Source organism: Mesorhizobium sp. Primo-A (genome assembly GCF_003997175.1).
Lineage (GTDB): Bacteria > Pseudomonadota > Alphaproteobacteria > Rhizobiales > Rhizobiaceae > Mesorhizobium > Mesorhizobium ciceri.
On record NZ_RZTG01000003.1, the window covers coordinates 108,007 to 124,579 of the forward strand.

15 protein-coding genes and 1 tRNA gene are annotated in these 16,573 nt (G+C 62.5%); 9 read left to right on the forward strand and 7 right to left on the reverse strand.

Going from position 1 to position 16,573, the window contains the following annotated elements:
• Positions 1–63 precede the first annotated feature (63 nt).
• Complete coding sequence (locus tag EOC83_RS05940) at positions 64–1,275, forward strand: UbiH/UbiF family hydroxylase (RefSeq protein ID WP_063168003.1); 1,212 nt, start codon at positions 64–66, stop codon at positions 1,273–1,275.
• Here EOC83_RS05940 and EOC83_RS05945 read toward each other — a convergent pair.
• Positions 1,252–2,214, reverse strand: coding sequence for an AEC family transporter (locus tag EOC83_RS05945; RefSeq protein WP_063168002.1), 963 nt, complete (start codon positions 2,212–2,214; stop codon positions 1,252–1,254). The two genes, EOC83_RS05940 and EOC83_RS05945, sit on opposite strands and share 24 nt — an antisense overlap.
• Positions 2,215–2,339: 125 nt before the next feature.
• On the opposite strand from EOC83_RS05945, the gene hspQ reads away from it, so the two are divergent.
• On the forward strand, positions 2,340–2,663 hold the full coding sequence (gene hspQ, locus EOC83_RS05950) for a heat shock protein HspQ (protein ID WP_024503281.1): 324 nt from the start codon (positions 2,340–2,342) through the stop codon (positions 2,661–2,663).
• A 72-nt stretch (positions 2,664–2,735) separates the two neighbouring features.
• Here the strand turns inward: hspQ and EOC83_RS05955 are convergent, their stop codons facing one another.
• Positions 2,736–3,365, reverse strand: a complete 630-nt coding sequence (locus tag EOC83_RS05955) for an invasion associated locus B family protein (RefSeq protein WP_013531658.1) — start codon at positions 3,363–3,365, stop codon at positions 2,736–2,738.
• Positions 3,366–3,625: 260 nt separating this feature from the next.
• On the opposite strand from EOC83_RS05955, the gene EOC83_RS05960 reads away from it, so the two are divergent.
• Together EOC83_RS05960 and EOC83_RS05965 are read left to right on the forward strand one after the other, a co-directional pair.
• Positions 3,626–5,446, forward strand: a complete 1,821-nt coding sequence (locus EOC83_RS05960; protein WP_063168001.1) for an extracellular solute-binding protein — start codon at positions 3,626–3,628, stop codon at positions 5,444–5,446.
• A gap of 17 nt (positions 5,447–5,463) precedes the next feature.
• Positions 5,464–6,144: a DsbA family protein gene (locus tag EOC83_RS05965; RefSeq protein ID WP_063170238.1), complete on the forward strand. Its 681-nt coding sequence runs from the start codon at positions 5,464–5,466 to the stop codon at positions 6,142–6,144.
• 38 nt (positions 6,145–6,182) lie between these two features.
• Here the strand turns inward: EOC83_RS05965 and EOC83_RS05970 are convergent, their stop codons facing one another.
• A complete protein-coding gene (locus EOC83_RS05970; RefSeq protein ID WP_024503284.1) occupies positions 6,183–6,611 on the reverse strand; it encodes a hypothetical protein in 429 nt (142 codons plus the stop codon).
• 603 nt (positions 6,612–7,214) lie between these two features.
• Here EOC83_RS05970 and EOC83_RS05975 point away from each other — a divergent pair.
• Positions 7,215–9,119, forward strand: a complete 1,905-nt coding sequence (locus tag EOC83_RS05975; protein ID WP_024503285.1) for an ABC transporter ATP-binding protein/permease — start codon at positions 7,215–7,217, stop codon at positions 9,117–9,119.
• A gap of 272 nt (positions 9,120–9,391) precedes the next feature.
• Entirely contained in the window at positions 9,392–10,756 is a 1,365-nt protein-coding gene (mgtE, locus tag EOC83_RS05980) for a magnesium transporter (protein ID WP_063168000.1), read from the forward strand.
• A gap of 60 nt (positions 10,757–10,816) precedes the next feature.
• On the opposite strand, the gene gor is transcribed toward mgtE, so the two are convergent.
• The 3 genes from gor to rpiA form a co-directional block, all read right to left on the reverse strand.
• Positions 10,817–12,208 carry a glutathione-disulfide reductase gene (gene gor, locus EOC83_RS05985; RefSeq protein ID WP_063167999.1) on the reverse strand — a complete coding sequence of 464 codons (1,392 nt, stop codon included), beginning with the start codon at positions 12,206–12,208 and terminating at the stop codon, positions 10,817–10,819.
• A gap of 116 nt (positions 12,209–12,324) precedes the next feature.
• Positions 12,325–12,927 carry a DUF2059 domain-containing protein gene (locus EOC83_RS05990; RefSeq protein WP_013531665.1) on the reverse strand — a complete coding sequence of 201 codons (603 nt, stop codon included), beginning with the start codon at positions 12,925–12,927 and terminating at the stop codon, positions 12,325–12,327.
• Positions 12,914–13,645 carry a ribose-5-phosphate isomerase RpiA gene (rpiA, locus tag EOC83_RS05995; RefSeq protein ID WP_027036598.1) on the reverse strand — a complete coding sequence of 244 codons (732 nt, stop codon included), beginning with the start codon at positions 13,643–13,645 and terminating at the stop codon, positions 12,914–12,916. Before rpiA ends, EOC83_RS05990 begins: the two co-directional genes overlap by 14 nt.
• 325 nt (positions 13,646–13,970) lie before the next feature.
• On the opposite strand from rpiA, the gene EOC83_RS06000 reads away from it, so the two are divergent.
• Together EOC83_RS06000 and EOC83_RS06005 are read left to right on the forward strand one after the other, a co-directional pair.
• Positions 13,971–14,654 carry a phosphoglycolate phosphatase gene (locus EOC83_RS06000; RefSeq protein ID WP_063167998.1) on the forward strand — a complete coding sequence of 228 codons (684 nt, stop codon included), beginning with the start codon at positions 13,971–13,973 and terminating at the stop codon, positions 14,652–14,654.
• Between the two features lie 129 nt (positions 14,655–14,783).
• A tRNA-Val gene (locus tag EOC83_RS06005) sits at positions 14,784–14,858 on the forward strand.
• Between the two features lie 403 nt (positions 14,859–15,261).
• On the opposite strand, the gene EOC83_RS06010 is transcribed toward EOC83_RS06005, so the two are convergent.
• The gene (locus tag EOC83_RS06010) at positions 15,262–15,615 is read right to left on the reverse strand and encodes a hypothetical protein (RefSeq protein ID WP_013531688.1); all 354 of its coding nucleotides are present in this window, start codon (positions 15,613–15,615) and stop codon (positions 15,262–15,264) included.
• A 671-nt stretch (positions 15,616–16,286) separates the two neighbouring features.
• Between EOC83_RS06010 and EOC83_RS06020 the strand changes: the two genes are divergently transcribed.
• Positions 16,287–16,544 (forward strand): PepSY domain-containing protein, encoded by a 258-nt coding sequence (locus EOC83_RS06020; protein ID WP_013531689.1) that lies wholly within the window; start codon positions 16,287–16,289, stop codon positions 16,542–16,544.
• Positions 16,545–16,573: the final 29 nt, after the last annotated feature.

The following is a 16,573-nucleotide window of genomic DNA, read 5'->3' on the forward strand; positions in this document are numbered from 1 at the left end:
CCTATATGCTGATCGAACGGCAGGTCGGGTGGACCGCCTCGCATTGCAAGCCGGAAGCCGATCTTGGAGCATCAGCAAACTGCGCGGATACTGGTTGCCGGCACGGGGCCGGCAGGGCTGATCGCGGCACTGGGTTTTGCCGCCGAAGGTTTCCCGGTGACACTGGTCGGGCCGGAGGCCACCGCCCCCGATGGTCGCACGACGGCCCTGATGAACCCTGCCTTGAAAGTGCTCGACCGGCTCGGCGTGCTCGAAGCCGTCGTATCCAAGGCGGCGCCTTTGAAGGTGATGCGCATCGTCGATGCCACCAGCCGGCTGATCCGCAGCCCGGTCGTCACCTTCCGCGCCAGCGAGATCGACGAGGATGAATTCGGGCTGAATCTTCCCAACAGCGTCCTCACCCCGGCACTCGCCAGCGCCGTTGCCGCGCGCGCCGGCATCGACTGGCTGAGGTCGATGGTGGCGAACTGGCATCTCGATGCCGAGCATGTTCGTGCCGGCCTCGCCGACGGCAGCTCGGTTGACGCATCGCTGGCGGTCGCCGCTGACGGACGCTTGTCACCGGCGCGCCAGGCGGCCGGCATCTCGACCTCGGCCCGCTCCTATCCGCAGGCAGCTCTCGTCCTCAATTTCGGCCATAGCGGCGATCACGCCTTCACCTCGACGGAATTCCACACCGAGACCGGTCCGTTCACGCAGGTCCCGCTGCCCGGCAATCGCTCCAGCCTGGTCTGGGTGGTCAAGCCCGAGACCGCGACCGAGCTCGCCGCGCTGGACGATGCGACACTTTCTCAGCGGGTCGAACAGCAGATGCAGTCGATGCTGGGCCGGGTGGCTGTCGAGCCGGGCCGGCAGATCTACCCGCTATCGGCGGTGACGCCGCTTCGTTTCGCAAGGGATCGGGTGGCGCTGGTCGGCGAAGCCGCCCATGTGTTTCCGCCGATCGGTGCGCAAGGCCTCAACCTCGGCATCAGAGACGTCGACGATCTAATTGGAATCGCTTGTGAAAATCGATCCGATCCGGGCGCAGCCAAGGCGCTTGCAGCCTACGATTTCAAGCGCCGCCCCGACATTCTGGCGCGCAGCAGCGCGGTCAACCTGCTCAACATGTCGCTGCTTTCCGACATGCTGCCGGCGCAGATGGCCCGCGTTGCCGGGCTCGGCGTGCTCGGAGGCTTCGCGCCGCTTCGGGCTTTTTTCATGCGCGAGGGGCTTCGTCCCGGCAGCGGTTTTGCCGCGCTTGCCGGCGGGTTAGGGAAACAGGTCCGGCGCTAGGATATTGTGCCGGATCAGGTAGAGCAGCCCGGTAACGGTCACGACCGACAGGCAGGTTGTGATCAGCACACTGGCCGACGCTCGCTGTACCCAGACGCCATACTGCTGGGCGATGACGAAGACGTTCGTGGCGGTCGGCAATGCGGCCAGAAGCACCGCCGAGAAGACCCATGTCTCAGAGAAATTGCCGATCCAGCTCAGCACGACATAACAGAGCAACGGGTGCAGGATCAGCTTCAGCGCGGCGATCGGAACCATCTCATGCGGGACGCGATTGAGTGGCCTGAGCGCCAGCGTGACGCCCATGGCAAACAGCGCGCAAGGTGCGGCCGCACGGGAAAGATATTCTAGAAATCGCTCCACCGGCACGGGCGGTCGAAAGCCGATATAGGCGGCGCCGACACCCAGGGCGGTTGCGATGATGAACGGATGCAGCACGATCTTGCGCAGGACGCCCAGGGCAAGCCGGAGAGGAGTGGTCTTCTCGTCGCCAGACAGCGCCATCATCATGGGCGCGATGGCGAAATGCATGATGTTCTCGAAACAGAAGATCAAGGCGACCGGCACAGCCGCCTCCTCGCCGAAGGCCAGCAGCGCCAGCCCCGGCCCCATATAGCCGATATTGCCATAGGCGGCCGCGAGCGCCTTGATGGTCGATTGCGCTATCTCGCCGCGCGAGGTCAGGACCGACCCCATGAACATCAAGGAAAATATCATGAAGGTCGAGACGACCGAGCCGAAGATGAAGCGCCATTCCGTCAGGTCTTCGAACGGCGTCTTGGCAAGCAGTTGAAAGAAAAGTGCCGGCAGCGCGACATAGACGATGAACGTGTTCATCCAGCCGAGCGCGTCCAGCGGCTGCCTGGTGATGCGCGCCACCAGAAACCCGACAAAAATCAAGCCGAAGAACGGAAGAACAAGACCGATGACGTCAGACATTTTTATGCTGGTCCGAAACCCTGGCGCCGGGCTAACCCGTTGCTTAATAGGGCGTCAAGCGCCTCGGGATTGAATTGATGCGCGGTCTGCGCCAAATAAGCTCAAGGAACTCAGTGGTGAGTACGATGAAAACAGCCAAATTCGCAATCGGACAGGTGGTTCGCCACCGGCTGTTTCCATTCAGGGGCATCATTTTCGATGTCGATCCGCAATTCGCCAACACCGACGAATGGTACGAAGCCATCCCCGCCGACGTGCGGCCGCGCAAGGATCAGCCTTTCTACCATCTGCTCGCCGAGAATTCGGAGACCGAATACATCGCCTACGTCTCCGAGCAGAACCTGCTCGAGGACCAGTCGGGCGAGCCGGTCCGGCATCCGCAGATCAAGGAAATGTTCGACAAGAAGCCGGACGGCGGCTACCAACAGAAGCGGCAGTCCAGGCATTAGCCTGCTGGAAGACAGTCACAAAAAAGCGGGGCATGAACCCCGCTTTTTTGTTGGCTCGGCGATATCGGCCGATCAGTTGGCGGTCTTCGCCTTGTCCTGCTCTTCCTTGAGCTTCTTGGCGAAATCCTGGTTGTTCTTGGCGACGAAGTCCTGAAGCTTCTTCTGCCTGTCCTCGATGTCCGACTGCTGCAGCGCCGGGCCGTCATAGGCGCCGCTGAAGCCCTGCAGGGCGATCTTGATCGGATTGGGCTGATTCTGGAAATTGACCGAAGTCAGCGTGATCGCCTGGCCTTTCTTGAATGCCGCGACGAGCTGATCGGTCAGCGGCACTTCGGCCACGCAACGATCCGGGAAGCAGATCACATAGTCGAGCTTCTGCGCCTTGCCGGTGTCGATCTGCAGGCCGATGCCGGGAGGCACCAGACGGCCGGTCGGAACCGTCACCTGGAACACCTTGCGGTTCACCTTGCCCTTGAGCTCGATCAGGCTGACGCCGGTGACCAGCTGGCCATTGCCGGCAGTGGTGATGTTCTGGACGTTGCAGATGTCGACATCTTCCTGCTTGGTGCAGGCCTTGAACCAGCCTTGCGGAATCTGCTGCTGCTGCTGTGCGGAAGCGGCGGGAAGCCCTGCGCCGAGAAAGCCGACCACGCCAGCGGCCATGACCGACAGGCGGTACGCGTTGCTGTTCAGGCTCGTCATGTCGTGCACTTCCTCTCAAATGATCCCGGGACCGGCTTCTTCGTGCCGTGTGGTCCAGCTACCTGTTGCCGAAATGAGGCAACAGAATGACTTCGGAGGGCGTGTTACACTGCAAGCGAGGCCGAATCCAGCCCGGCGCCTGCGATTCTTGGCCGTGCGATTTGGGCCGTGCGATTTGGGCTGATGTATCTGGCCGGAGCGCGGTGGCGCCATGCTAGGGTGCAGTCCGAATCATCAAGCCGCCCAGTAAGGAGACGGTCATGGGCCGCGTTCTTGTTTGGCTGATCACCGCGATATCGTTTCTCGCCCTTTCGCATCAGCCGGCCGCATCGGAGCCGAAGCACGCCATCGCCATGCAGGGCGAGCCGGCGCTGCCGCCCGACTATACGCATTTCAACTACGTCAATCCCGACGCGCCGAAGGGTGGCTCGATCACCTATTGCGTCGTCGGCAGCTTCGACAATCTCAACCCTTTCATCCTCAAGAGCCTGCGCACCACGGCGCGCGGCATGATGGATACGATCTTCGGCAATCTGGTCTTCGAGCCGTTGATGCAGCGCAATGCCGACGAGGCTTTCACGCTCTACGGTTTGTTGGCCGAAAGCGCCGACATGGATCCGGAGCGCAAGAGCATCGAGTTCCATCTCAATCCGAGGGCCAAATGGTCGGACGGTCAGCCGGTGACGCCGGAGGACGTGCTGTTCAGTTATGATGTCTACACCGACAAAGGCCGCCCGCCTTACAGCGACCGCATGGCCAGGGTCGCCAAGCTCGAAAAGACCGGCGACCACAGCGTGCGCTTCACCTTCAACGACAAGGCCGATCGCGAATTCCCGCTGATCATCGCGCTGACCCCGATCATCCCGAAGCACGCCTTCGACAAGGAGACTTTCGACAGGACGACGCTCAAGCCGGTGATCGGCAGCGGTCCGTATACGATCGCGCAGGTGCAGCCAGGCCAGCGCATCGTCTTCAAGCGCAACCCGGACTATTGGGGCAAGGATGTCCCCGCCAAGCGCGGTTTCGACAATTACGACCAGATCACCATCGAGTATTTCCTCAACGCCAACGCCAAGCTCGAAGCGTTCAAGAAAGGCCTCTGCGCCATCGATGACGACAGCGATCCGGTGAAGCGCGAGCGCGATCTCGATTTTCCGGCCTTCCACAAGGGGGACGTGATCGCCGAAACCTTCGACACCGGCATTCCGCCGGTGGTGACCGGTTTCCTGTTCAACACGCGGTTGCCGAAATTCGCCAACCCGGTCGTGCGGCGCGCGCTCGGCATGCTCTACGACTTCGAATGGGCCAACAAGAACCTGTTCGGCGGCAAATACACGCGCACGATGAGTTACTGGCAGAATTCCGAGCTTTCCGCGCTCGGCCATCCGGCCGACGACAGGGAGAAAGCGCTTCTGGCGCCCTACCCCGGCCGCGTGCCGGCCGATGTCATGGACGGCACATGGCGGCCGCCGGTGACCGACGGATCGGGCCAGGATCGGCGCGTCTTGAAGGCAGCTTTCGATCTTTTGAAAAGTGTCGGCTACCACGTGCAGAATGGAACGATGCTTGATCCCGAAGGCAAACCCTTCGGCTTCGAGATCCTGACCGCTTCGCAGGACGAGGAGCGCCTTGCCGGCATCTATCAGCGCACGCTGGAGAAGATCGGCATCAATCTCACCATTCGCAGCCTCGACGGCGATCAGATACAGTCGCGCAAGCAGCGCTTCGATTTCGAGGTCTTGGTCGGATCGAGCGGCTTCAACAATTCGTTGTCACCCGGCATCGAGCAGAGCGGGCGCTGGAGTTCGACTGCCGCCCGGACGGAAGGCTCGTTCAATCTCGCCGGCGTCGCCGACCCGGCTGTGGACGCGGCAATCGAGGCGATGCTGCGCGCCCGTTCCAAGGAGGATTATGTTGCCGCCGTTCGCGTTCTCGACCGGCTGCTGATCTCCGGCAACTACATGGTGCCGATGCAGTACAACACGCAGCAATGGATCGCCTACTGGAACTACCTGGAACATCCGCAAAAGACGCCCATATTCGGATATCAACTGCCAACATGGTGGCGCAAACCCAACTGAGGGATCAGGAGATCGAGATGAGCGAATTGAACGCCATCACCGTCGATGTGGTGTCCGATGTCGTCTGCCCCTGGTGCTTCATCGGCCAGAAGCGGCTCGACAGGGCAATCGCCGCCGTCGGCGATGTCGACGTGCATGTCCGCTGGCGGCCGTTCCAGCTCGATCCGACCATTCCGCCTGAAGGCAAGGACCGGCGCGAATACATGCTGGCAAAATTCGGCAGCGACGAGCGTATCCGCGAGATTCACGACCGCATCGAGCCGCTGGGCGAAGCGGAAGACATTTCCTTTGCCTTCGACGCCATCAAAGTGGCGCCGAATACGCTGGATGCGCACCGGCTGATCCGCTGGGCAGGGGCCGCCGGCGAAGCCATTCAGAACAGGCTTGTACGGCGGCTGTTCCAGCTGAATTTCGAGGAAGGCGCTGACATCGGCGACCATGCCGTGCTGGTCGAAGCCGCGCGCGAGGCTGGCATGGATGCGTCCGTGGTCGCCTCGCTTTTGCCGACCGAGGCCGATGTCGAGGCGGTGCGCACCGAGATCGCCACCGCGTCGCGCATGGGCATTTCTGGTGTGCCGTGCTTCCTGCTCGAGGACAAATACGCCGTCATGGGCGCGCAGGATGCCGATACGCTGGCCGATGCCATTCGCCAGGTGGCGGCCGCCAAGGCGCGCGGCGAACTGGACAAGGCCGGCTGAGGCCGGCCGGCCTCTCCTCTCCGCGACAGCGGCAGACGTTACTTCGCCGTCGCCTTGGCCTTGCTGATGAAAAATCCATGGCCGTTCGTGGCCGTGCAGGTCAGTCCCTTGGTTGACGACTGGCACGAGAACGGCCCGGCGCTCCAGCTGTTGCCGTAGCCAAGCTTATCGACATCGCTGCAGCAGCCCTGCTCGCCTGGGTTCTTGATCAGCGTTGCTGGCCCCTTCGGACCCAGGATAATCGTAAGGTAGCTCGGCTCGACGCGCGAGCAGCTCAGTTCCGGGCCGCCATCCCTCGGCTCATAGGTGCCGGTGCCGCCTTTGGGCGTGTAGATGCAGCCGATGTTGCCGGACGGCGTGTTGAACTCGATCTGGCCCTCGGCGCTGGCCGGAATGCTTTGCTCGCCGGCATGCGCCAAAGGTACAAAGGCAAAGAGGGACAGGATTGCGGCCGCGCGTGCAAGCATTGGGAGCTTCCTTGTTGAAGAACCGGACATGCATGAGTGTCGCCGATGCCGGGCAAGGTTCAATCCCAGGCGGATGAATTGTCAAACGCAGTCCCTCAGCCGATCCGACAAGACGGAACGCGCCGCTCGATCGATTCTCTCGTCAATTCCTGCCCCCGGCAGGGACGACCCCGGCAATCCTGGCGAGTCACGAGCCGCAGATTTTCGAGCTCTTTGAGCCGTCCACAGTGAGAAAACCGGTCGCTCGATACGATTTCGAGTTCACGAAACCGTGTGAAAGCCTTCCCTAGGGGAAGCCGTGCCAACGCCACGCCCTCGATATATCAAGCCCATGAAATTAAAAGCAATATCCGGATTTTTGTCGACTGTTGTCGCTATATTTCAGCATGTAATCTGTTGCCTCACGGCAACGGCTGCCGGGGCAATCCGGTCGGCCCGGTTTTAAATTAATGGAAAATGATCAATTGGTGTTACCATCCGTAACAAAAGAAAAAAGGTTTGGGCGGGATAGTGATTCGGGTCGGTAGACCATCGCAAGAGTCAGTACCGGAAAAAACACCTCGCGATGCCGCAGGGCGATCGCTTCTGACGCCGGTGTCGTCGATGCGCAGCTTCTGGGGCCTGATGCGGGCCTACTGGGTTTCCGACCGCTGGAAGGAAGCCTGGACGCTGACGCTGGTGATCGCGCTGCTCACGGCGTTGTCCAGCAAGGCCGGTGTCTGGTTCGCCGAAGCCTCGGGCGAACTGGTCAATTCCATCGCCTTCTTCCATGACGCCGCCAACACCACGCCGCTTCGCTCGCTTTTGGTCAATGCCGGCGTCCTCGTGCTGCTGGTCGTACTCAAGGACGCTGGCTTCACCGGCATCCGCAACCTTGTCTCGGCGACGTTGCACCGCAAATGGCGCGGTTGGCTGGACAGCCGCTTCAATGAAGCGCTGCTGGACGGCAATCATACGCATTTCCATGCCCAGCACGCGTCGACCGGCAGCGGCGCACCGGCCCCCGACAATATCGACCAGCGCGTCCAGGAATCCATCAAGGACATGACCGGTGGCGCCATCGGGCTCGCCATGGGCGTGCTTGGCGTTGCCACATCGCTCTATTTCGTCGGCCAGAAGCTGCTCGAAAACTCCGTCGAGGTGAAGGGGCTGGAATTCCTCGGCAGCTATGGCAGCGCCATCCTCGCCTTCCTGGCCGTCGCCACCTACGTGCCGCTGAACACTTGGATCGCGGTCAAGCTCGGCGGCCTGCTCGAGCGCCTCAATGTCAGGATGCAGCAGGCCGAGGGCAGCTATCGCGGCGAGCTGACGACATTCCTGCGCCGCTCCTTCCATGTCGCGGCGTCTCAGGGCGAAGGCGTGCAAAGGACCATGCATGGCCGGCTTTATGTCGACATCGACGGCACCTGGACGCGGCTGAACATCGTCAACACCGTCTACATGTCGTTCGAGCTGATCTACAATTTCATCGGTGCCCGCATTGTCGCCTACGGACCGGGCCTGGTGCCGTTCATCCACAACGGTCTCGACCTCAAGGGCTACATAACCGGCTCCGAGCTGGTCAATTCGCTGATCGGCCAGTGTTCCTGGTTCATCCACGTCATGCCCGCCATCGCCACGTTGCGCGCCAACAGCCAGCGTGTCACCGAGCTGGCCAATGCGATCGAGAATGTCCAGCATCCGCAGGAATTCTACAGCCAGACCGGCCGCTCCGACTTCCACTATGCCAGCCAGAACCCGGTTTTCGGCCTGACCATCCAGAAGCTCGAACTGGCGCATCAGGGCGAGGACGCGACGCCCTTTCTCAGCGCCGCCAATCTGCGCTTCCGGCGCGGCGAATGGACTTTCCTGAAAGGCGAGTCCGGTTGCGGCAAGACCTCGCTGATCAAGGCGATCAACGGCCTGTGGCCCTATGGCCGCGGCACCATCGTCTTCCCAGAGGGCGTCAAGAGTTTCTATGCCGCCCAGGAGGTCAAGCTGCAGCCTGTGTCGCTGAAGCAACTGGTCTGCCTGCCCGGCTCCGAGCACGACCATGGCGATGCGCAGGTGGCGTCGGCGCTGCACAAGGCGGGGCTCGGCGACTTTATCGAGCACATGGCCGACGAAAGCCGCGAAGGCAAAAGCTGGGACCAGGTTCTGTCGGGCGGCCAGAAACAGAAGCTGGTGGTGGCCCGCATCGTGCTGCAGCAGCCGGGATTGCTGTTCCTCGACGAGGCGACCGGCGCGCTCGACCCCGATGGCAAGGTCGCCTTCCACCAGGCCATCAAGGACAACTGCCCCGATGTCACGGTGATCTCCGTCATGCACGAGGCGGTGGCGCCGAGATCGATGACGGGCAGCGAATTCTATCACAGCATCGTCGCGATCGCCGACGGCGTCGCCACCAAGAAGCCGCTGGTTCCGACCCTGCCCGCCGAACTCACCACCATTCTGGTGCAGCCAAGGCCGGTCCCAAGGCCGGTCGAAGACAAGTGGCTGCGCTTCTCGCGCCGGCTGAAGCAGAAATAACGGTTATTCCACCCCGGTCTGCCTGGTCGAACGGCGGCCGGTGATCACAGTCTCGCGATCTTGCCCGCTCGTCGGCATTTTCCCTCCTCACCGCGATTGACACGGCGAGGCGCGCTCCTATGTTGCGCCCGCTTGCAGACAATCAAACGCGAACCCGCAAGCGGAAAGGTCACCGCGCCATGCCTGGCGACAGTCACAGTCGAACGCAACAGCCGTCCGCCCTGACGTGACCTCACATGGTTCATGTCCTGCCGGACGGCAAGGAGTGAGCCATGAACGAATTTACCACGGTGGCAAGCGACGAGGCCGTCGCGATTGCCCGTATCCTAGCCAACGATCACGTCGCCGACATTGTCGAGGCCCTGAACAGGGAGCCTCGAGAGACCGCGACGGAACTGCTCTGTGAAGTGACGTTCGAACGTCTGGTCGAGATCTTCGATCAGCCGGAACTCGACGGCGCGTCGGAACGCATGGAGGCGCTGCCGCGCGCCAAGGCGGGCAAGCTGCTCACCGCCATGTCGGTCGACCGGGCAGCCGACATCCTGCGCGAGCTGGAAGAGCCGGCGCGTTCCGAGCTGCTTGGCGGACTTGCGCCGCCGCTGCGCGCAACGCTGCTCTCCATCCTCGGCTATCCCGAAGGCAGTGCCGCATCGATCATGACGACGGAGTTCGTCAGCGTGCCCTCGGACTGGAGCGTCGGGCAAACGCTCGACTACATCCGCAAGGTGGAGCGGACGCGCGAGACCGTCTATGCGATCTATATCGTCGATCCGCAAACGCACCTGCTTGTGCGCTCGACGGGCCTGCGCCGGCTGATCACCGGTGAGCCGGACGATTCGATCATGACGGTGGCGCCGGATCATCTTCCGATGACGGTCGGCCCGCTGACCGATCGCGAAACGCTGGCGCAGACGATCTCCAAATACGATCTGCTCGCCGTTCCGGTCGTCGACCATGGCAAGATCCTCGGCATCGTCACCATCGACGACATCATCGACACGATGATCGCGGAGACGACCGAGGACGTGCACCGTTTCGGCGGCATGGAGGCGCTGGACGAGCCGTACATGAAGATGAGCTTCCTCGCCATGATCAGGAAACGCGGCGGCTGGCTGTGCGCGCTGTTCATCTCGGAGATGCTGACGGCCAACGCCATGCAGAGCTATGAGGGCGAGCTGGAGAAGGCGATCGTGCTGACGCTGTTCATCCCGCTGATCATGAGCTCCGGCGGCAATTCCGGCTCGCAGGCGACCTCGCTGGTCATCCGCGCGCTGGCCTTGCGCGAGATCGGCCTTGGCGACTGGTGGCGGGTGGCGCTGCGCGAGCTGCCCACCGGCCTGGTGCTGGGCGCCATGCTCGGTGTGGTCGGCGTCTGCCGCATCGCGCTCTGGCAGTATATGGGCTTCTACGACTATGGCCCGCACTGGCCGCTGATCGCCACCACGGTGGGTGCTGCACTGGTCGGCATCGTCACCTTCGGTTCGCTGTCGGGGTCGATGCTGCCGTTCGCCTTGAAGCGCATCGGCTTCGACCCGGCCAGCGCATCGGCGCCGTTCGTTGCCACGCTGGTCGATGTCACCGGGCTGGTGATCTATTTCTCGGTGGCGCTGGTGATCCTGCGCGGCACGCTTCTGTAGCAACCATCTCCGCCGTGGCATGACCTTGCCGCGGCGGAGTTCCTCAACCAGGATTTGCCGTCAATCGACCCGCTCGCCGTCCTTCACGCGATAGGTCGGCTTGTACATGGTGACCAGTTCTTCCGCCGCTGTCGGATGCACGGCCATCGTACGGTCGAAATCGTCCTTGGTCAGGCCGGCCTTCAGCGGGATGCCGAGAAGCTGCGCCATCTCGCCGGCGTCCGGCCCCAATATGTGGGCGCCAAGCACTTTCTTCGACGCGCCATCGACCACCAGCTTTATCAGCATCTTCTCGTCGCGCCCGGACAGGGTGTGCCGCATCGGCCGGAATGTGGCGCGGTAGATCTCGATGTCGGAAAAGCGTTTGACGGCGTCGTCCTCCGACAGGCCGACAGTGCCGATCTCGGGCTGTGAAAAGACGGCGGTCGCGATCGTCTCGTGATCGGGAGCGGTCGGATTTCCCTTGAAGGCGGTTTCGATGAAGCACATCGCCTCATGGATCGCCACCGGCGTCAACTGCACGCGGTTGGTGACGTCGCCGATTGCCCAGATGTTGTCGACATTGGTGCGGGAATATTGGTCGACGGCGATGGCGCCGGTCTTGGTCATCTCCAGTCCGATGCCTTCCAGGCCCATATTCTCGGTGTTGGGAATGCGGCCGATGGCCAGCATCACCTGGTCGACGGTCAGCACCTCGCCGCCGCTGACCAGCGCGTCGAGCCGGCCGTCCGGCCGCTTGCGGATCCATTCGGACACGGAATGGCAAAGGATCCTTATCCCCTTCTTTTCCATGGTTTCGTGCAGCATGCGCCGCAGGTCCATGTCGAACCGGCTGAGGATCTCCTTGCCGCGATAGACCAGCGTCGTGTCGACGCCGAGACCGTGAAAAATGTTGGCGAACTCGACGGCGATGTAACCGCCGCCCTCGATCATGATCGCCCTGGGCAACTCCTTGAGGTCGAAAGCTTCGTTGGAAAAGATGCAATGTTCGTGGCCGGGCAGCGCCGGATGCGCCGCCGGGCGGCCGCCGGTGGCAATCAGGATCTGGTCTGCTGTGACGGTGCGATCCTCACCCAGGAGATGCACGACATGCGGATCGACGATCATGGCGCGCGAGTGGAAGGTCTCGCCGCCGGCGCCCTCGACGTTCCTGACGTAGATCGCCTCCAGCCGGCTGATCTCGCGATCCTTGTTGGCGACCAGCGTCTGCCAGTCGAAACTGGCTTCCGGCACCGTCCAGCCATAGCCGGCGGCGTCGGCGAAGTGCTCGGGAAATTGCGAGGCATAGACGTAGAGCTTTTTCGGCACGCAGCCGCGGATGACGCAGGTGCCGCCATAGCGGTATTCCTCGGCGATGCCGACACGCTTGCCGAGTGCCGCGGCGACGCGGGCCGCCCTCACCCCGCCCGAGCCGCCGCCGATGACGAAAAGATCGTAGTCGTAACCGGCCATGACGCGGCTCCCAGGCTTCAGAAATGTGTCAGACAGGTAGGCCGCAAAACGGCAAAAGAAAAGCCCGGACAGGCCGGGCTTTCGCAGTAGGCCGCAAGGCCATTTGAAAATGCGCGTCAGTTGTTGTCCGCGGGGGCCGCACCATCGGCGGGCGCTGCGCCATCGGCCGGAGCGGCGGCTCCGTCGGCGGGCGCGGCGGGTGCTGCCTGCGCCTTTGCCTTGGCGGCAGCGGCCAGCGTTTCGCCGACCTGCTGGGCGAGATCGCGGCCGAGGCCGTTCTGCCAGATGTCGGCTGCCTTGACCAATTCGCGGGTCACCGTCGGGCCGCTATCGAGCAGCTTCTTGCCCGAATCGGAATTGTAGAAGGCGGCGATGTCGGTCAGTTCCTTTTCGGAGAACACTTTCGCGTAGGCGAGTGCGGCTTCCTTCTCGAGGTCGGCACGGCGCGAGGCCAGCGCCAGAGCCTTCTCGTTGATGGTCTTGCCGATCAGTTCCTGCATGTCCGGGTTCTTCTGGATCAGCTGCGATTCGAGCGCCGCGGCTGCCTGCGGCAGGATGTTGTCGAACGGGTCGGTCGCGTGGATCGCAGCGACCGCCGCGCGGGCGGCCTTCAGGTGCGCTTCCGTGACATCCTGCGAAAACGCCGGCGACGAGAAGGCGAAAACGGCCGAGGCCGCCAGAAGGACGGAAAGGCTGCGAACCCGGTTATGCAACGTCATGATCGGTAGAACTCCCTGGTTTTCGGGCGGCATGGACGGTTTGGATACCGTCGCCGCCGGCGATGATGGCCGCTGAAGCCAGCCCGATGAAAAGACCATGCTCGACCACGCCCGGAATGGCGTGGAGAGCATTCGAAAGCGCTCTTGTATCCGGAATGCGGCCAAAAGATGCATCGAGGATAAAATGGCCGCCGTCTGTAACAAAAGCCTGCCCGCCCGTCATCCTCAATGTGACCGGTCCGGAAAGACCGAGCTTTTCAGCCGCCGCGGCAACCGCGATTTCAGTGGCGCGCAGGCCGAACGGATTGACTTCGATCGGCAGGGGAAAACGGCCGAGCGTCTCGACCATCTTGGAGCGGTCGGCGATGACGATCATGCGCTGGGACGCCGCGGCGACGATCTTCTCGCGCAGCAGCGCGCCGCCGCCGCCCTTGACCAGGGTCAGTTCCGGGTCGACTTCGTCGGCGCCGTCGACGGTGAGATCCAGCTCTGGCGTTTCCTCCAGCGTCGACAGCGGCACGCCAAGCTCGCGGCAGAGCAACGCGGTGCGCTCCGAAGTCGGTACGCCGATGACGGTCATGCCGGTTGCAACCTTTTCGGCAAGCAGCCGCACGAACTCCTCGGCCGTGGTGCCGGTGCCGATGCCAAGCCGCATGCCGTCGCTTACATGGGCGAGTGCTGCCCGCGCGGCTTCGACCTTCAACTGCCTTGCATCCATGTCGGTTATTGCCCCGGAAATTCGCTGCCGGGCTCGTAGCATTTTTGCCGGTCCGGTCAAAGCCCTGGACGGCGCTTCTCCAGGTGATGCTCAGTGTAGGAATTATTTCCTTGACGGGTGAGTGCAGCTATGCTACATTTTTGCCTATGGTGCTGATTTGCGCCAACAACCCGCCGTCGAAGCGGGTTTTTTCATATCGGACGGGCCCGCTGCGAATGCCCGGCCTGATAAGCAGGCCCCGCCTGAACGAGCTGGCCCAGCGCTTGCCTTGACGCGCCGCAGCCTTTATCGCCTGCCCCTGTAGAAACTTGCCCCAGGACAGACCATGACCCGACCGATCATCGTGTTCGACCTCGACGGTACGCTGATCGACACAGCGCCGGACCTGCTCGACAGCCTCAACCACAGCCTGGCCGCCAGCGAGATCGCGGCGGTCGACGAAGCCGGCTTCAGGCGCTTTGTCGGTCACGGCGGCCGGGTGATGATCGAGCGGGCGCACGCCGCCCATCAGCGATCGCTTGCCGTCGAGGAGCACGACCGGCTGCTGAAACTTTTCCTCGACCACTACACGCTCAACATCCCCGGCAAGTCACGCCCCTACCCCGGTGTCGTCGAGGCGATCGCGCGCTTCGAGGAGGCCGGCTATACCCTCGCCATCTGCACCAACAAATACGAAGCCAACTCGCTGGCGCTGATCGAGGCGCTCGGCCTGACCAAACATTTCGCGGCCATCGCGGGCCAGGACACGTTCGCCTTCCGCAAACCCGACCCGCGCCATTTGATCGAGACCATAAAGCTGGCCGGCGGCGACCCTCACCGCGCCCTGATGGTCGGCGATTCGCAAACCGACATCGACACGGCGAAAGCCGCCGGCATTCCGGTGGTGGCGGTCGATTTCGGCTACACCGACCGCCATGTGCGCGAATTCGAACCGTCGGCTGTCATTTCGCATTTCGACGCCCTGACGCTCGACCTGGCGCAAAGGCTGATTGCCGCTGCCGGAAACTGACTGGAAGGCGGCCGGAGACAGGGCGCAAAGCACAGCAAAACCGATCCGTGTCAGAACGCCGGACAGCGCCTTGACTTCCCGCACCCGCCTCCCTTATATCGCGGCTCGCTTGGCCTTCGGGCAACGAGCGGGCGATTAGCTCAGCGGGAGAGCACACCCTTCACACGGGTGGGGTCGCAGGTTCAATCCCTGCATCGCCCACCATCGGCCTTCCTGAACGCCGCACCCCAAAATGCCTAGCAACTACACCCCGCCCCTTGCCCGCCAAAAATTCTTCTGGGCGAATTCCACGCGCTGCTGTAGCTCGCATATCTCTGGAACGGGCAGACGTCGGAGCCGTTTTGGACCTTCATCTGTTCGCGATCCCAAAACGACACCCTCGATGCGGTCGTCGGCGCAAAAGACCGTATAGCGTTGTTCCGGCTCAGCGCTCGGGCTTGCTCCATGGGCCGGGCTTCATCGAGCGCCACTTGCCCGACAGGTCGCTGACCGCTTCGTCCGTTAGCCAAAGATGCGTAGTCGCAGCAATGGAAGGCGGCGAGATAGTCGCCGCGCATGAACTCCTGTCGATGGGGCCAAACTCTGCCCTACGCCGGTCGAGCCGCGATCAGCGCTTCATCGCGTGCAGGATGGCCTGCATGTGCTCTTCCAGGTCGAGTTCGCCCCGAGCCTCGGCGGTCAACAGGTAATCGGCCTTGGCCCGGCGGTCGCCTCGGCTGATCGCAGGATAGGAGCAGATGGCAAGCAATGCTTCCTGTTCAATCCGGTCTGCCCTCTTGCGATCGTGGCTGCTGCTGCCCGCTTGATGAACAACCCTGTGAAGCCCGACATAGCTGGCTTCATGGGCTCCGATCAGCGCCCGCAATTCGGGTGAGGCCCCTTCCGCTTCGGCAAATGTCGGTTCAACAACCGAGGCCACGGCGGTGAACGCAAGAAGTGTACGGCGTGTGATTTCGGGCATGCCTCATATCCCTGCTGTCTGATCATGCAGGCACACCATAGCACCGGCGCAACGGTTCGAAGAGATGCTCCTGGACGCGACCGCACTGTCTGCTGACAAAATGTACTCGCTCCCGTAGCTCGCCCGCCCAGCAGCCAGTGTGGCCTTAAGTCGCAAGGATTGGCTTGCGAAAGCGGGGTTTCGGCCTTCATTGACGCTGCGATCGACACCATATGGTGATCCACAGCCCTCCAAACGAGAGAAGCTCGCTTGACGCGGTCGCATAGCGGCCGTCAGCCGGCAATGGCTATGAACCAGGAACCTGAAAAACCATGCCTGAAAATGTCAGACCAATTTCGAAAGACGTCCCCCTCATTCAGCTAGGCGTCTATCAGTGCCGCTTCCCGGTAAGCGAAGACCGGTCGGTACCCGGCGGTTATCGTTTTTGTGCCGGGCCAACTTCGGCGGATCGCGTCTATTGCGATCACCACCACAGCATCGTGACCGCCGTCGACCCTCGCCGAACCCGTTCAGGTCTCCACCCCGCTCAACGACGCGCCGCGTAAGTCAAGCGGGCAGCGGCCCCTCGTTCGGGCAGCTGCAAACCGGTGGACTGAATCGGCACGCATTCCACCCGCGGAACAAACCGGTACGCCAGCGAGTTTCTCCCCGACGAAACTTGAGGGAAAGCCATGTCCAGATTTCTGCTGGCGACCAGCGTCGCCGTTCTTTTCGCCGTCGCGCCGGCCTTGGCCGCGGACGACAAGCCGCTGCCGCCGCCCAATGCCAAGAAGCTGTCGGAGATCATCGCCAAGGTCGAGCAGCGCGACGGCTTTCGCTATGTGGACGAGGTCGACTGGGACAGCGGCGCCTACACCGTCACCTATTACACGGCGGACAAGGCGAAGGTCGAAATCACCTACGATCCTGTGACGGCGGAGCCGAAATAGGGACGCTCCGACGCGAATTCGTTCTCGGC

Bases quoted from the DNA above. Each gene is read 5' to 3' on its own strand.
- EOC83_RS05945 (WP_063168002.1), bottom strand. From the start codon at position 2,214: ATGTCTGACGTCATCGGTCTTGTTCTTCCGTTCTTCGGCTTGATTTTT.
- hspQ (WP_024503281.1), top strand. From the start codon at position 2,340: ATGAAAACAGCCAAATTCGCAATCGGACAGGTGGTTCGCCACCGGCTG.
- EOC83_RS05955 (WP_013531658.1), bottom strand. From the start codon at position 3,365: ATGACGAGCCTGAACAGCAACGCGTACCGCCTGTCGGTCATGGCCGCT.
- EOC83_RS05960 (WP_063168001.1), top strand. From the start codon at position 3,626: ATGGGCCGCGTTCTTGTTTGGCTGATCACCGCGATATCGTTTCTCGCC.
- EOC83_RS05965 (WP_063170238.1), top strand. From the start codon at position 5,464: ATGAGCGAATTGAACGCCATCACCGTCGATGTGGTGTCCGATGTCGTC.
- EOC83_RS05970 (WP_024503284.1), bottom strand. From the start codon at position 6,611: ATGCTTGCACGCGCGGCCGCAATCCTGTCCCTCTTTGCCTTTGTACCT.
- EOC83_RS05975 (WP_024503285.1), top strand. From the start codon at position 7,215: ATGCGCAGCTTCTGGGGCCTGATGCGGGCCTACTGGGTTTCCGACCGC.
- mgtE (WP_063168000.1), top strand. From the start codon at position 9,392: ATGAACGAATTTACCACGGTGGCAAGCGACGAGGCCGTCGCGATTGCC.
- gor (WP_063167999.1), bottom strand. From the start codon at position 12,208: ATGGCCGGTTACGACTACGATCTTTTCGTCATCGGCGGCGGCTCGGGC.
- EOC83_RS05990 (WP_013531665.1), bottom strand. From the start codon at position 12,927: ATGACGTTGCATAACCGGGTTCGCAGCCTTTCCGTCCTTCTGGCGGCC.
- rpiA (WP_027036598.1), bottom strand. From the start codon at position 13,645: ATGGATGCAAGGCAGTTGAAGGTCGAAGCCGCGCGGGCAGCACTCGCC.
- EOC83_RS06000 (WP_063167998.1), top strand. From the start codon at position 13,971: ATGACCCGACCGATCATCGTGTTCGACCTCGACGGTACGCTGATCGAC.
- EOC83_RS06010 (WP_013531688.1), bottom strand. From the start codon at position 15,615: ATGCCCGAAATCACACGCCGTACACTTCTTGCGTTCACCGCCGTGGCC.
- EOC83_RS06020 (WP_013531689.1), top strand. From the start codon at position 16,287: ATGTCCAGATTTCTGCTGGCGACCAGCGTCGCCGTTCTTTTCGCCGTC.